The organism is Paraburkholderia sp. RL17-381-BIF-C (genome assembly GCF_046026435.1).
Lineage (GTDB): Bacteria > Pseudomonadota > Gammaproteobacteria > Burkholderiales > Burkholderiaceae > Paraburkholderia.
This window is the reverse complement of the sequence record NZ_JARESX010000038.1, coordinates 1-14760: the sequence shown is the minus strand read 5'-3', so window position 1 is coordinate 14760 and position 14760 is coordinate 1. Positions and strand designations below refer to the sequence as shown.

The following is a 14760-nucleotide window of genomic DNA, read 5'->3' as shown; positions in this document are numbered from 1 at the left end:
CCTATGTTCCTTCAAGGCTACGGCCCGCTGCTCCTCAACGGCACCTGGCAAACCGTCAAACTGGCGGTGTTGTCGCTGGCGTTCGCTTTCGTGCTGGGCCTGCTCGGCGCGGCGGCGAAACTGTCGAAAAACCGCATCTCGAACGGCGTAGGCACCGTCTACACCACGCTCGTGCGCGGCGTGCCCGATCTGGTGTTAATGCTGCTGCTGTTCTATAGCATCCAGATCTGGCTGAACAACCTGACCGACCTGCTCGGCTGGGATCAGATCGACATCGATCCGTTCGTGGCCGGCGTTGCGGTGCTCGGCTTCATTTACGGCGCGTACTTCACCGAGACCTTCCGCGGCGCGTTTCTCGCCGTGCCGCGCGGTCAGCTCGAAGCCGGCTCGGCTTACGGCATGACCGGCTGGCAGGTGTTCACCCGCGTGATGTTCCCGCAAATGATGCGCTTCGCGCTGCCCGGCATCGGCAACAACTGGCAGGTGATGGTCAAGGCCACCGCGCTGGTGTCGATCATCGGCCTCGCCGACGTGGTGAAGGCTTCGCAGGACGCGGGCAAGGGCACGTTGCGGTTCTTCTTCTTCACCCTGTTCGCAGGGGCGATCTATCTCGTCATCACCACAGTGTCCAACTTCGTGCTGATGTACCTCGAAAAGCGTTACTCGACCGGCGTGCGAAAGGCGGATCTATGATCGAGATCATTCAGGAATACTGGCGCAATTACCTCTATACCGACGGCTACCGCATCACCGGCGTGGCGATCACGCTGTGGCTGCTGGTGGTGTCGATCGGGCTCGGCTTCTGCCTGTCGATTCCGCTCTCGGTAGCCCGCGTGTCGAAGAAGAAGTGGCTCGCCGGTCTCGTGTGGCTGTATACGTATATCTTCCGCGGCACGCCGCTGTATGTGCAGCTGCTGCTCTGCTACACCGGCTTGTACAGCCTCGAGATCATCCGCAATCACGAGCTCACCAACGCGTTCTTCCGCGACGGCATGCATTGCACGCTGCTCGCTTTCACGCTGAACACCTGCGCGTACACCACCGAGATTTTCGCCGGCGCGATCAAGGCGACGCCATATGGCGAAATCGAAGCGGCCCGCGCTTACGGCATGTCGTCGTTCACGCTGTACCGGCGCGTGATTCTGCCTTCGGCATTGCGCCGCGCGTTGCCGTACTACAGCAACGAAGTGATCCTGATGCTGCATGCCACCACCGTCGCGTTTACCGCGACCGTGCCGGACATCCTCAAGATCGCGCGCGACGTGAACTCCGCCACGTATCAGTCGTTCAATGCGTTCGGTATCGCCGCCCTGCTCTATCTGTGCATTTCGTTCGCGCTCGTGTGGCTGTTCCGCCGCGCCGAGCGCCGCTGGCTCGCTTACCTGCGGCCGCAAGGCAAGTAACCCAAGGCACCGCGCCCTCAGTAAGTCAGCACGCCCAAGGATTCAGATGAACACCAAGAAGCAAAAGCTCTTCGTCGATGAGCTTCACAAACAGTACGGCGACAACGAAGTTCTCAAGGGCGTGTCGCTCCGGGCCAATGCCGGCGACGTGATCAGCGTGATCGGCTCATCCGGGTCGGGCAAGAGCACGATGCTTCGCTGTATCAACTTCCTCGAACAGCCGAATTCCGGCCGCATCTTCGTGGATGGCGAAGAAGTCCGCACGCAGATCGGCAAGAACGGCGCGTTGCGCGTGTCGGACCCGAAGCAGTTGCAGCGTGTGCGCACCCGGCTCTCGATGGTGTTCCAGCACTTCAACCTGTGGTCGCACATGAACGTGCTCGAGAACATCATCGAAGCGCCCGTGAACGTGCTGGGACTGAAGCGCAAGGAAGCCGAAGAGCGCGCGCGCGAATATCTGGAAAAGGTCGGGCTCGCGCCGCGCCTCGAAAAGCAGTATCCGTCGCATCTGTCGGGCGGCCAGCAGCAGCGCGTGGCAATCGCGCGCGCCTTGGCCATGCATCCGGACGTGATGCTGTTCGACGAACCGACCTCCGCGCTCGACCCCGAACTGGTCGGCGAAGTGCTCAAGGTCATGCAGACGCTCGCCGAAGAAGGCCGCACGATGATCGTCGTCACGCATGAAATGGCGTTCGCGCGCAACGTGTCGAATCACGTGATGTTTCTGCATCAAGGCCGCGTGGAAGAAGAAGGCCATCCCGACGAAGTGTTCAGGAACACGAAGAGCGAACGGCTCAAGCAATTCCTCTCCGGCAGCCTCAAATAACGGCCCACGAATAACCCATTATCTGGGCTGTAGTCGAAGTAGTATTACAAGGCGCTTACCGGCGCCTTTTTTGTTTCGGTGACCTGTGCATTCCGGCGATTTCGGCCACGAAATCCGCCTCCTATCCGCCTCGAACCCCCGCCTTTCCGCCCTACTCTGCCGCATCTAAGGCGTCAATAGTGGCAATCCTTAACGCTACCCGTGCCGAACCGTGATTCCCTTGTCGCATAAGGGTTTTCACGATTTTCGCCGGTGTTGCGACGGGTCGTCGCCCATATTCTTATTGCAATTTGGAGACATCAATCGAGGCCGGTACTAATTTCTTCTCCCAGTGAAGTGTATTTTTGATAAATTAGTAACCAAAGTAGCAAAACAAAGTTCATTAAAAGTAGTTTTACTTCAAAGCACAGAGGAGAACCGGTCGGCGAGGGATCGGCATGACGACCAGATAGCCCCAAGGCTACACGTCACGGCAGGAGACCCAATCCACCCGCTAATCTCCCTGGTACCGATTTCTGTTCGGCGCAATTCGCGGCCGAGCACCATTCGCAGTACTGGGTTTCACTTTTTGACAGGGTATGGAGGAGAAGATGAAGAAAGCTTTGCTCGCCGCTGCGCTGATGACAGCCGGTGTTGTTGCGCACGCCCAAAGCAGCGTGACGCTGTACGGCCGCCTTGACGCCGGTATTGAGTACATGACGGGCGTTCCGCAAGGCGTGGGTGCAAATGGTCAGGCAACTGGCAGCACGAACCGCTGGCGCGCTGAAAGCGGCGACTGGGGTACCAGCCTGTGGGGTTTGAAGGGCGTTGAGGACATTGGTGGCGGCAACAAGGTCCTGTTCCAGTTGGAAGGCTCCTTCAACACCATGACGGGTGCAGGCCCTGGCGGCGGCGGTCTCTTCAATCGTTGGGCAACTGTCGGCCTGTCGAACGACCAGTACGGTACGTTCACGATGGGTCGCATGCTGTACATCTCGAACGGCGTGTGGGACTTCGACCCGTTCGGTCAATCGAACTGGTCGTCGGCATCGCTGGTGCGTGGCCGCAACTGGCCGCAATCGAGCAACAACTTCGCGTACCAGTCGCCGAAGATCGCAGGCTTTGACTTCTACGGTCAATACGCGCTGTCGAACGCAACGAGCTGGAACGGCAACGGCACGACCCCGCAAGGTCGTGAAGCTGGCGCACAAGTCACCTACACGAACTCGCTGTTCCAGGTTCGCGGTATTTACGACGAAATCCGCAATCCGACTAACGGTACCCTGTACGGCCCGAACCCGAGCGCAGTCAATACGGCCAACGTCGGTAACGGCGTGTTCGCGGCATCGCGTGAATATTCGGCTCTCGTGAACGTGTTCCTGGGTCAGTTCAAGATTCAGGCTGCTTACCAGGCTGTCCGTTCGGCAGGTGCACAGAACGTTCTGCCGGGCCAGCCGACCACGCTCGATCACGAATGGGGCGGTGTGACGTGGCAAGCAACGCCGGCAGCGGCGCTGATCGCTGCGGTCTACCACGTGAACGGCAACAATGGCGCGGGCAACGCGACGATCTACACGGTCGGCGGCTCGTACAACCTGTCCAAGCGCACGCTGCTGGACCTCCAGGTTGCAACGACGCAAAACAGCAAGACGGCTAACTACGGCCTGAATGCCAATAACGCAGGTACGGCAACCAGCACGGACAATCCGCTGCCGGGTCATAGCCAGACTGGCGTGTACGCAGGTATTCAACACTCGTTCTAATCGAACGGTGTTCCCCGGAGGGACTTCCTCCGGGGTGTAGTCAAGAATTCTTCAAGAGAATCTTTTTCACGCTGCTGCGAGAGGCGCGTATCGGTGCGATGTCCGAAAGGGTATCGCACCGTTTTTTATTTGAGCGGACGGTTTTGCCTTCTGCCTTGGCGCACCGCCTCGGTGCATGCCTGGCTCACGTCGCGCTTGTGAGCGCAGTGGGTTAATTCCGCCGCGCCCAGTCCCTGCTTCGAAGCGACGAAGTCAGGCGGTTCAAACCGCCGCTTCGTTTTCTTCGCCGGTGCGGATACGGATGACGCGCTCCACGTCGGCGACGAAAATCTTGCCGTCGCCGATCTTGCCGGTGCGCGCCGCGCCGATGATCGCGTCGATCACCTGATCGCACTGGTTATCCGCCACCACCACTTCGATTTTCACTTTCGGCAGAAAGTCGACCACGTACTCTGCACCACGATAGAGCTCGGTATGGCCTTTCTGCCGGCCGAAACCCTTGACCTCGGTCACGGTCAGCCCGGTGAGGCCGACTTCAGCGAGCGCCTCGCGCACTTCGTCGAGTTTGAACGGTTTGATGACTGCAGTGATGCGCTTCATGGCGGACCTCGTCTCGTGTCTGGAAGAGTGAAAGGGAAATGGATGATTTTTATTCTACGCCGCGCCGGATGCGTTGCGGCAATCCGGCGCGTGGTTTGGTTGAGTCCGCAGCGATCGGCCGAGAATTCGGCGCGGCTCACTCCACCGGTTCGGTGTAGCGCGACGTGATCGGATAACGCCAGTCGCGCCCGAACGCGCGATGCGTGACGCGAATGCCGATCGGCGCCTGGCGGCGCTTGTACTCGTTGATCTTGATGAGGCGCGTGACGCGTTTCACGTCTTCCACCGCGTAGCCCGCCGCGATGATTTCGGCGAGCGAGCGGTCCTCTTCCATGTACATGCGCATGATCGCGTCGAGGACTTCGTACTCGGGCAAGCTGTCCTGATCGGTCTGGTTCTCGCGCAGTTCCGCCGACGGCGCGCGCGTCAGTATCCGTTCGGGAATGATGTCCTGCTTGCTGAAGGTGGTCGCCTGGTTGCGGTAGTGGCACAGCCGATAAACGAGCGTCTTCGCGATGTCCTTGATGACCGCGAAGCCGCCGGCCATGTCGCCGTACAGCGTGCAGTAGCCCACCGCCATTTCGCTCTTGTTCCCGGTGGTCAGTACGATCGAGCCGAACTTGTTCGACAGCGCCATCAGCAAGGTGCCGCGAATGCGCGCCTGAATGTTTTCTTCGGTGGCGTCTTCGGCGCGGCCCGCGAATTCCTCCGCGAGCGAGCTGCGGAACGCGTCGAACATCGGCGCGATCGCGATTTCGTCGTAGCGCACGCCGACGCGGCGCGCCATCTCGGCGGCGTCCGTCGTGGAAATGTCCGCCGTGTAGCGCGACGGCATCATCACCGCGCGCACGCGGTCCGCGCCGAGCGCGTCGCACGCAACGGCCAGCACCAGCGCCGAATCCACGCCGCCCGACAGGCCGATCAGCGCGCCCGGAAAGCCGTTCTTGTTGATGTAGTCGCGCACGCCCATGACGAGCGCCGCATAAACCTGAGCCTCGATCGACAGATCCGGCGCGATCGCCGCGGGCAACGGCGTGCCGTTTTCGAATTCGACGATCGTGGTCGCTTCCTCGAACTGCGCCATCTTGGCGACCAGTTCGCCTTGCGCGTCGAGCACGAACGAGCCGCCGTCGAACACCAGTTCGTCCTGCGCGCCGACCATGTTCACGTAGACCATCGGCAGGCCGGTCTCGCGAATCCGCGCGCGCAGAATGTCGAAACGCACCGCTTCCTTGTTCAGGTGATACGGCGAGCCGTTCGGAATCAGCACGACTTGCGCGCCTGCCGCCTTCGCCATTTGCGCCGCCGACGCATGCCATGCGTCCTCGCAGATCACCACGCCGTACTTCACGCCGTCGAGTTCGAACACGAACGGCTGCGGGTCGGACGCGAAGTAGCGCTTCTCGTCGAACACCTCGGTATTGGGCAAATCCTGCTTGCGATATGTGCCGCGCACTTCGCCATCCACGATCAGCGACGCCGCGTTGAACGTATCGACCGGCGGCACGCCGCGCTCGATCGGCGCGTTTGCATTACCATGGCCGTGCGCCACGTCACGGAAAGGATGGCCGACGATCACATGCAGGCCGGCGAACGGTTTCAGTTGCAAAGCGAGGTCGGCCAGGGCCGCCGCGCTCGCGGCATAGAACGCGGGACGCAGCAGCAGATCTTCGGGTGGATAGCCGGAGAGCGCGAGTTCAGGCGCGATCAGCAGCTTCGCACCACCGTTGTGCGCGGTGCGCGCGGCGGCGACAATCTTTTCGACATTGCCGGCGAAGTCGCCGACGGTGACATTGATTTGGGCAAGAGCGATTCGGGTCTTCATGGCAGGATCGACAGGCAAGCCGACGTGGCTTGCGAGTACCGCGGCTGGTTAGCTCGACGGAATGGACAAATCGGATAAACGAACGGCGTAGCGCCTGATGCGCCGCGCCGCTCATTGGGAACAGTCACACAGATTGAACCAGGAACGCTTTGATTATCGCACGGGCATTCTGGCGTCGCCCTCCGAGGTGGACGCCGCCGAATGGAATGCCCTCCTCGCCCAGCAGTCGCAGCCCACGCCGTTTTTGCGGCACGAGTTTCTGAGCGCGCTGCATGCGACCCGTTGCGCGGTCGCCGATACCGGCTGGGCGCCGCAATTCGTCACGCTGACGGACCCGCGCACGGACAAGCTGGTGGCCGCCGCGCCGGTGTACCTGAAGGGGCACTCGTACGGCGAGTACGTGTTCGACTGGGCCTGGGCTGACGCCTACAAGCGCAACGGCTTGCCGTACTACCCGAAGCTGCTGTGCGCCGTGCCGTTCACGCCGGTGCAAGGCAACCGGTTGTTATCGGCGGATACGCATGCGCTCAAGCATCTGGCGGCCACGCTAATGGCGTTCGCCGAGCAGGCCGACGTGTCGTCGCTGCATGTGCTGTTTCCCACCGAAACGGAAGCCGACGCGCTCACCGACATGGGCATGATGCAACGCGAAGGCGTGCAGTTTCACTGGCTGAACGACGGCTATCGCGACTTCGACGATTTCCTCTCCACGCTCGAACAGAAGAAGCGCAAGAATATTCGCGCCGAGCGCCGCAAAGTGCAGGAGGCCGGCGTGACGATGCGCCGGATTCGCGGCGAGGACATTCAGGACGCGGACTGGCGTTTCTTCAGCAAGTGCTATCGGCAGACATACCGCGAGCACTTTTCGAGTCCGTATCTGAACCTCGATTTCTTCCGCATGATCGGCGCGTCGATGCCGGAGAATCTGCTGCTCGTGATCGCCGAATACGAAGGCAAGCCGATCGCGAGTTCGCTGGTGGTGTATCAGCGCGACGCGAAAACCGGCGGCACGCTGTATGGCCGCTATTGGGGCGCGCTCGAACACGTGCCGTGCCTGCACTTCGAAACCGCGTACTATCAGCCGCTCGAATTCTGCATCGAGGAAAAGCTTGGTGCCTTCGAAGGCGGCGCGCAGGGCGAACACAAGATGGCGCGCGGTTTCCTGCCCACGGTGACGCGCTCGGCGCACTGGCTCGCCCACCCTGCTTTCGCGGATGCGGTCGGCCACTTTCTCGACAACGAAAAGAACAGCATCCACGCGTATGTGGATGAGCTGCGCGAACACAATCCGTTCAAAGGCTGAAGCGCGTTTATGGCGTGGTTTCTTTATCTGCTCGAATGCTCGGACGGCAGCGTTTATACCGGCATTGCCGTCGATGTGCAGGCGCGTTTCGACAAACACGTCAGCGGCGAAGGCGCGCGTTATACGCGTTCGCGCAAGCCGTTGCGGGTGCTGGCGTCGTTTGAATTGACGGACCGGTCGAGCGCGTCGCGCGCCGAGTATTGGGTCAAGCGGCTCGCGGCATCAGAGAAGCGGGCGTTGGCGGCGGGATTGCGCACGCTTGAGTCTGTGATGCCGTTGCCGGAGCCTGAAGTGGTGCTTGATGAGGCGACGGAGCAGGTGACTGGCGCGTCCTGAACGAGGGCCGTTCGGCTTCGTTCAGGCTCGCTATCCCCTCGCCTCTCTCATCCGCTCATTCAGCAGCCGATGCATCAACGCAAGCTCCCCCACCGCATCCGCTTCCAGCGAAGTCAGCCCATCCCGCGCCGGCAACGCGTGACGCACCGGCCGCAAGGTCCGATCCAACGCGGCGTCGATATCCGCGCTCACGGTCGCGATCCACGCGTCGAGTTCGTCGTGCGTATCGCGCCGGTTCGTACTCAGCCGCAGTTGCGTCGCGGTGCCGGCCATTCTGCGCAACACGCTCAGCACCGTCAGCGTCACCGTATCGGCCATCGAGTCCTCGAGTTTCTCAAGGCGCATCCGGCCGATCGCCTCTTCCGCGTTATTGCTGCCCAGACCGGCGGCCCGGCGCAAGCGCTCCATCTCCTTCTCGCTGCGGCGAGGCGACGCCAACGCGGCTCGCAGATACGCGAGATTGGCGCGCACCGCTTCGCCCAGATACGCGCGGTAGTCGATCTTTTCGCGCGTCGGCCATAGATAGAACGTGGCGAGCAGCGCCAATACGCAGCCGAGCACGTTGTTGCCGAGCCGCCTGATCGCATAGACGAATTCGCTGGCGCCCGGCGTCGCGAAGTCGGCCACCAGCACGAAAGTCGGCGTGAGAAACAGCACGAAGAGACTGTAGCTGACGGGACGCAGCGCCATGGTCGCCATCACCAGCGGAAACACCGCGAGGGAAATGCCGAGCGGCGAATGAATCGCGTAGCCGATCGCCGCCGCCAACACGCCGCCGACGATGCTGCCCGCCGCCCGCTCGATACTGCGCGGCCAGGTCGCGGCAATCGAAGGCTGCAAGATCAGCAGCGTCGCCATGGTGGCCCAGTAGCCGAACGGCAGCCCGAGCGCGCGAATCACGAGAAAGCCGGCGGTGGTCGTTACGCCGACGCGGGCCGCATGCCGCAAGCCGACGGATTCGACCGACAGGTTCGCCTTGAACGTAGCCCAGATGCGCGTGAAGAGGCGCGTGGCGCTGTCGCGCCAGCCTTCGGGCTGCGCATACACCGGCGCGAAGTCGACCAGTTCGAAATCGGACTTCAGCGACACCGGTTCCGACAACGCGGTTTCGAGCCGCTTTGCAAAACGGCGCAAGCGCAATTGCAAAGCAGTGAGACGCTCCCACTGCGCATCATTGACGGCCGCGCCGATGTCGCGCAGCAAGTCGCCCATCACGGCCAGCAGCCGCGCCGCGCGTTTCGCGCGCCATGCGTTATCCGGCGCTCGCTCACAGGCGCCGGACACGGCGATCAGGTAAGCGAACAACGCTTCGCCGTCGGTCAGCAAGCCGAGCAGCGTGTCGTAGGTTTCGCGGCCGCCCGTTCTCGACGCCGGCACCCGCGCCAGCACTTTGCGCGAGCGTTCGAGCGCGGCTCGGGCATCGGCGCGAAATTTCGCCGCATGCGTGGCCCATTCGCCGCGAGCCGCGCGCCGTTCGAGCAGCCGCGCGCTATCCAGCGCGATATCGGCCAGACGCAGATACACGGCACGCAGCGTCGAGCGGCTCGTACCGAACGGATGAATGCGCCAGACCGTCAGACTCAGCGCGACAGCGAACAGGCAGCCGACCAGGTAGATACCGAGAAACGCCATACCTTGCCGCACATCGTGCATCGGCCGATCGACCATCACGACGCAGGCGGTCGCCACGAGAATCGTCACCTGCGATGTAGCCGCGCCCCAGATCCTGCCGAACGCGCCAAGGCTCGTGAACAGCAACACCGCGAGCGCAGCGACCACCGTTCCCTCTGCGGACGCGAAAGAGGTCAAGCCACCGCACACCGTGGAAAGCACCGCGAAGCCCATCATCGATGCAAAGCGGGCGCGGTTGGAGCCGGCGGCATCGGCGAGACAGGTCCAGAAGGCGCCGATGGCGGCCCACGCGAACATCGGTTCATGCAGCACATTGCCCAGCGCGAGCATGGCCGTGGATGCGCAAGCCGCTCTCAAGCCTTCCGACAGACTGGCCTCGCTCGTGGAAAACGACACCATCCAGACCGGCCGCTTGCGATAGATCGCGCTCGCGACGGCATACAGCCAGTTCGACCAGCGCAGCGAAGACGACGACGGGTTGGACTTGCGATTCAGCATCCGGACGGTGGGCTCAGAAGAACAGGGATTGGCGCCGCATCAGCGCATTGAGAAAGGCCGGCGAAACAACGTGAGCGCATCGGCTGCCCCATGATAAGGGTTTACCCCTAATTATAAAAATGCATTCGGTTCATCCAATCGATGCGCTACGTCTATGCTCCCTTCTGAAGACTATGTAACGCGCCGGCCTCCCGCTTCGACTTGCAAATGAAAAAACCGCGCGGCCCTTGCAGGCTCGCGCGGTTTTTTTGTCCACCAAACGTGACGCAGCTTACTTCTTGTAGTTCGCCGCGCCTTCGGTGATTTCCTTGTGCGCGGCTTCGATATCCGCCCAGCCTTCGACCTTCACCCACTTGCCCTTCTCGAGCGCCTTGTATTGCTCGAAGAAGTGCTTGATCTGATCTTTCAGGTACGCCGGAACGTCGTCGATCGACTTCAGGCTTGCGGTCATCGGGCAGACCTTGTCGTGCGGGACGGCGACCAGCTTCGCGTCCACGCCGGATTCGTCGGTCATTTGCAGCATGCCGAGTGCGCGGGCACGCACCACGGAGCCAGCCAGCAGCGGGAACGGCGTGATCACCAGCACGTCGACCGGGTCGCCGTCGCCCGACAGCGTTTGCGGAATGTAGCCGTAGTTAGCCGGATAGCGCATGCCCGTGCTGATGAAACGATCGACGTGGAGCAGGCCCGTTTCCTTGTCGGCTTCGTACTTCACCGGATCGCTTTGCGCCGGGATTTCGATGATGACGTTGAAATCTTGCGGAAGGTCTTTGCCTGCGGGGACGTTATTGAAGCTCATGAGCGCTCTCTGGTCGGGATGGAATTCGGAACACGGCGTGCGGCGCGCTTGCTCGAACGGGATGCAACGTGAAACTCGCCTCGAGCAGCGGCGCTGCGGCCGGACAGTGCTGAATACGGCATTATAGCCAATCACCTAATGGCATCCCTCGGAACATCGGGGCGATAATCGTCGGGCGTCTCTCGATTGTGCCTCTCGTTTGTGAACACCACGTCACCGCCGCGCGGTGCTCGTGACACCTCAAGGAGCCTGCATGGAAGAAGCCCGGCATTTCATCGGCGGAGAATGGTCCGCCGGATCAGGCGGCGAGACGATCGCCGTACTCGATCCCTCGGACGGCCAGCCCTTTACCCAACTCGCACGCGGCACCGCAGCGGATATCGACGCCGCCGTGCACGCCGCGCGCCGCGCTTTCGAAGGCCTCTGGGGCCAAGCCAGCGCCGCCGAACGCGGCCGCATTCTGTACCGGCTCTCCATGCTGGTCGCCGCGCGCCAGGAGGAACTCGCCCAACTCGAAGCCCGCGACACCGGCAAGCCGCTCAAGCAGGCGCGCGGCGATTCCGCCGCCCTCGCCCGCTATTTCGAGTTTTACGCCGGCGCGGCGGACAAGCTGCACGGCGAAACGCTGCCTTACCAGACCGGCTATACGGTGCTGACCATTCGCGAGCCGCACGGCGTGACCGGCCATATCGTGCCGTGGAATTACCCCATGCAGATTTTCGGGCGCAGCGTGGGCGCGGCGCTCGCCGCCGGCAACGCGTGCGTCGTCAAGCCGGCCGAAGATGCGTGCCTGTCCGTGCTGCGCGTCGCCGAACTCGCGGCCGAGGCCGGTTTGCCGGCCGGCGCGCTGAATATCGTCACCGGCTACGGCCATGAAGCCGGCGCGGCGCTCGCGCGTCATCCGGGCATCGATCACATTTCGTTCACCGGCTCGCCGGAGACCGGCAAGCTCGTCACGCAAATGGCCGCCGAGAATCACGTGCCGGTCACGCTGGAACTCGGCGGCAAATCGCCGCAAATCGTTTTCGCCGATGCCGACCTCGACGCCGCGCTGCCCGTGCTGGTGTCGGCGATCGTGCAAAACGCCGGGCAGACCTGCTCGGCGGGTAGCCGCGTGCTGATCGACCGGGCCATTTACGAGCCCTTGCTCGACCGACTGAGCAGCGCGTTTCACGCGTTGCGCGTCGGCCCTTCGCAGGCCGACCTCGACTGCGGGCCGCTGATCAGCGCGAAACAGCAGCGGCGCGTGTGGGATTTCCTCAACGATGCGCAACACGACGGCATCGCCATGGCGGCGCACGGCGAGGTAATTCCCGAAGCGCCGGAAGCCGGCTTCTATCAGGCGCCCACGCTGTTGCGCGACGTGCCCGCGAGCCACCGCCTCGCGCGCGACGAAGTGTTCGGACCGGTACTCGCCGCCATGTCGTTCAGCGATGAAGACGAAGCTTTGAACCTCGCCAACGGCACGCCATTCGGTTTGGTGGCCGGTATCTGGACGCGCGACGGCGCACGGCAGATGCGGCTCGCGCGCCGCCTGCGCTCCGGCCAGGTGTTCATCAACAACTATGGCGCGGGCGGCGGCGTGGAATTGCCGTTCGGCGGCGTCAAGCATTCGGGCCACGGACGCGAAAAAGGCTTCGAAGCGCTCTATGGGTTCACCGTGCTGAAGACCATTGCCATCCGGCACGGTTAGCGGGCGCGGCATGCACTGGCATCACCATCCACAACGAACAACGGAGACATCATGCGGTTGACAGGTAAAACAGCCATCGTCACAGGTGGCGGCTCGGGTTTCGGTGAAGGCATTGCGAAGACCTACGCGCGCGAAGGCGCGAACGTGGTGGTCAACGATCTGAACGGCCCGGCCGCCGAGCGCGTGGCGAGCGAAATCGCGCTGGCCGGCGGCAAGGCGATCGCGGTGGCCGGCAACGTCGCCCAGCGCGAGGACTGGCAGACGCTGCGCGCAGCCGCGCTCGAAGACTTCGGCAGCGTCCAGATCGTCGTCAACAACGCCGGCACCACGCATCGCAACAAGCCGGTGATGGAAGTCACGGAAGCCGAATTCGACCGCGTCTATGCAGTGAATGTGAAAAGCATCTACTGGAGCGTGCAGGAATTCGTGCCGTATTTCCGCGAGCAAGGCGGCGGCTGCTTCATCAATATTGCGTCCACGGCGGGTGTGCGGCCGCGCCCTGGGCTCGTCTGGTACAACGGCAGCAAAGGCGCGGTGATTATCGCGAGCAAGTCGCTGGCGGTCGAGCTGGGTCCGGACCGGATTCGGGTGAACTGCGTGAATCCGGTGATCGGCGAGACGGCGCTGCTGTCCGAATTCATGGGCGTGGAAGATACGCCGGAAAATCGCCAGCGCTTTCTCGCCGGCATTCCGCTCGGGCGTTTCTCGACGCCGCAGGATATTGCCAACGCCGCGCTTTATCTGGCCTCGGACGAGGCAGAGTTCATCACCGGCGTGTGCCTCGAAGTAGACGGCGGGCGCTGCGTGTAGCGCCGCGCCGGGCCATTCGAGCGAGGGCGGCCGCTGCGCCGCCCTCGCCGCAGTCAGTGTTTTCCCCCGGTATCGATTCGTCATGCAAAGCACTGAGCGCGGATAGAATCGATCGACGGCGGTACTTCAATTCCACAAGAAAAGAGGAGACACCATGGCTAGTCCCGCAAATCCGCTCCACCATCCCGGCGCGGGTGCGCCACCTTCCACTTTCGAAGAGGCCACCTACCGCAAGGTCACCTGGCGGCTCGCGCCGCTTCTGATGCTCTGTTACGTGGTCGCGTATCTGGATCGCGTCAACGTCGGTTTCGCCAAGCTGCAAATGACCAGCGATCTTGGGCTGAGCGATGCGGTGTACGGATTCGGCGCGGGGATTTTCTTTGTCGGCTATTTCATCTTCGAGATTCCGAGCAATGTGATTTTGCATAAGGTCGGCGCACGGGTGTGGATTGCGCGGATCATGGTGTCGTGGGGCGTGATCTCCATGCTGACCATGTTCGTGACTACGCCGACGATGTTTTATGTGATGCGCTTTCTGCTGGGTCTGGCTGAAGCGGGGTTCTTTCCTGGGATCATTCTTTATCTGACGTACTGGTATCCGTCGCATCGGCGTGGTCGCATGACGACGTGGTTCATGACGGCGATTGCGTTGTCGGGTGTGATCGGCGGGCCGGTGTCGGGTTATATCCTGAAGACCTTTAACGGCATGAACGGCTGGCATGGCTGGCAGTGGCTGTTTCTGCTCGAAGGGATTCCTTCGGTGATCGTCGGGATCATGGTGTTCGCCATGCTGGACGATCGGATCTCGAAGGCGAAGTGGCTGACCAAGGAAGAGCAGGAGATGCTCGAGCGGCATGTGTCCGCGGAGGAAGCGACCAAGCATGACATGCCGATTCGGCAGGTGCTCACGAGTGGGCGGGTGTTGATGCTCAGTCTGACGTACTTCTCGTTTGTGATGGGGTTGTATGGGGTGAGCTTCTGGTTGCCGACGATTATTAAGGCGACTGGGGTGACGGATGCTTTCATGATCGGGTTGCTGTCGGCGATTCCGTTCGCGGGGGCTGTGGTGGCGATGGTGTTTGTGTCGCGTAGTGCGGATAGGAAGCGGGAGCGGCGGTGGCATATTGCGCTGCCGGCGTTTGCGGGGGCGATTGGGTTGGTGCTTTCTGTCGTGTGGACGCATAACACTGTGTTGGCGATGGCTTCGCTGACGCTTGCGACGATGGGGATTCTTACTACCCTGCCGCTGTTTTGGAGTTTGCCTACGGCGATCCTCGCCGGCACGGGCGCCGC

General features: G+C 62.2%; 13 protein-coding genes. 9 read left to right on the top strand and 4 right to left on the bottom strand.

Features of this window, described 5'->3' with window-relative positions:
• Positions 1–3 precede the first annotated feature (3 nt).
• From P0D70_RS22410 to P0D70_RS22395, 4 genes are all read left to right on the top strand, one after another.
• A complete protein-coding gene (locus tag P0D70_RS22410; RefSeq protein ID WP_091796240.1) occupies positions 4–693 on the top strand; it encodes an ABC transporter permease in 690 nt (229 codons plus the stop codon).
• Positions 690–1403, top strand: a complete 714-nt coding sequence (locus P0D70_RS22405) for an ABC transporter permease (RefSeq protein WP_091796242.1) — start codon at positions 690–692, stop codon at positions 1401–1403. The genes P0D70_RS22410 and P0D70_RS22405 overlap by 4 nt, the downstream gene beginning before the upstream one ends.
• A gap of 46 nt (positions 1404–1449) precedes the next feature.
• On the top strand, positions 1450–2229 hold the full coding sequence (locus P0D70_RS22400) for an ABC transporter ATP-binding protein (protein WP_091796244.1): 780 nt from the start codon (positions 1450–1452) through the stop codon (positions 2227–2229).
• 590 nt (positions 2230–2819) lie between these two features.
• Positions 2820–3971, top strand: coding sequence for a porin (locus P0D70_RS22395; RefSeq protein WP_408186081.1), 1152 nt, complete (start codon positions 2820–2822; stop codon positions 3969–3971).
• Positions 3972–4232: 261 nt separating this feature from the next.
• Here P0D70_RS22395 and glnK read toward each other — a convergent pair whose 3' ends face one another.
• Complete coding sequence (gene glnK, locus P0D70_RS22390; RefSeq protein ID WP_006048444.1) at positions 4233–4571, bottom strand: P-II family nitrogen regulator; 339 nt, start codon at positions 4569–4571, stop codon at positions 4233–4235.
• 136 nt (positions 4572–4707) lie between these two features.
• Positions 4708–6396, bottom strand: a complete 1689-nt coding sequence (locus P0D70_RS22385; protein ID WP_408186080.1) for an NAD+ synthase — start codon at positions 6394–6396, stop codon at positions 4708–4710.
• A 133-nt stretch (positions 6397–6529) separates the two neighbouring features.
• Between P0D70_RS22385 and P0D70_RS22380 the strand changes: the two genes are divergently transcribed.
• Positions 6530–7699, top strand: coding sequence for a GNAT family N-acetyltransferase (locus tag P0D70_RS22380; RefSeq protein ID WP_408186121.1), 1170 nt, complete (start codon positions 6530–6532; stop codon positions 7697–7699).
• 9 nt (positions 7700–7708) lie between these two features.
• Positions 7709–8035 carry a GIY-YIG nuclease family protein gene (locus tag P0D70_RS22375; RefSeq protein ID WP_408186079.1) on the top strand — a complete coding sequence of 109 codons (327 nt, stop codon included), beginning with the start codon at positions 7709–7711 and terminating at the stop codon, positions 8033–8035.
• Positions 8036–8065: 30 nt separating this feature from the next.
• On the opposite strand, the gene P0D70_RS22370 is transcribed toward P0D70_RS22375, so the two are convergent.
• Complete coding sequence (locus P0D70_RS22370) at positions 8066–10165, bottom strand: FUSC family protein (protein ID WP_408186078.1); 2100 nt, start codon at positions 10163–10165, stop codon at positions 8066–8068.
• A gap of 271 nt (positions 10166–10436) precedes the next feature.
• A complete protein-coding gene (gene ppa, locus P0D70_RS22365) occupies positions 10437–10964 on the bottom strand; it encodes an inorganic diphosphatase (RefSeq protein ID WP_408186077.1) in 528 nt (175 codons plus the stop codon).
• Between the two features lie 253 nt (positions 10965–11217).
• Here ppa and P0D70_RS22360 point away from each other — a divergent pair, with 253 nt between their 5' ends.
• From P0D70_RS22360 to P0D70_RS22350, 3 genes are all read left to right on the top strand, one after another.
• Positions 11218–12657 (top strand): aldehyde dehydrogenase family protein, encoded by a 1440-nt coding sequence (locus P0D70_RS22360; protein ID WP_408186076.1) that lies wholly within the window; start codon positions 11218–11220, stop codon positions 12655–12657.
• A gap of 51 nt (positions 12658–12708) precedes the next feature.
• Positions 12709–13467, top strand: a complete 759-nt coding sequence (locus P0D70_RS22355) for an SDR family oxidoreductase (protein ID WP_091796257.1) — start codon at positions 12709–12711, stop codon at positions 13465–13467.
• A gap of 154 nt (positions 13468–13621) precedes the next feature.
• A partial coding sequence (locus P0D70_RS22350; RefSeq protein ID WP_408186075.1) for an MFS transporter occupies positions 13622–14760 on the top strand: 1139 nt, incomplete at its 3' end.

Coding starts and splice junctions, on each gene's coding strand:
- P0D70_RS22410 (WP_091796240.1), top strand. CDS start 4: ATGTTCCTTCAAGGCTACGGCCCGCTGCTCCTCAACGGCACCTGGCAA.
- P0D70_RS22405 (WP_091796242.1), top strand. CDS start 690: ATGATCGAGATCATTCAGGAATACTGGCGCAATTACCTCTATACCGAC.
- P0D70_RS22400 (WP_091796244.1), top strand. CDS start 1,450: ATGAACACCAAGAAGCAAAAGCTCTTCGTCGATGAGCTTCACAAACAG.
- P0D70_RS22395 (WP_408186081.1), top strand. CDS start 2,820: ATGAAGAAAGCTTTGCTCGCCGCTGCGCTGATGACAGCCGGTGTTGTT.
- glnK (WP_006048444.1), bottom strand. CDS start 4,571: ATGAAGCGCATCACTGCAGTCATCAAACCGTTCAAACTCGACGAAGTG.
- P0D70_RS22385 (WP_408186080.1), bottom strand. CDS start 6,396: ATGAAGACCCGAATCGCTCTTGCCCAAATCAATGTCACCGTCGGCGAC.
- P0D70_RS22375 (WP_408186079.1), top strand. CDS start 7,709: ATGGCGTGGTTTCTTTATCTGCTCGAATGCTCGGACGGCAGCGTTTAT.
- P0D70_RS22370 (WP_408186078.1), bottom strand. CDS start 10,165: ATGCTGAATCGCAAGTCCAACCCGTCGTCGTCTTCGCTGCGCTGGTCG.
- ppa (WP_408186077.1), bottom strand. CDS start 10,964: ATGAGCTTCAATAACGTCCCCGCAGGCAAAGACCTTCCGCAAGATTTC.
- P0D70_RS22360 (WP_408186076.1), top strand. CDS start 11,218: ATGGAAGAAGCCCGGCATTTCATCGGCGGAGAATGGTCCGCCGGATCA.
- P0D70_RS22355 (WP_091796257.1), top strand. CDS start 12,709: ATGCGGTTGACAGGTAAAACAGCCATCGTCACAGGTGGCGGCTCGGGT.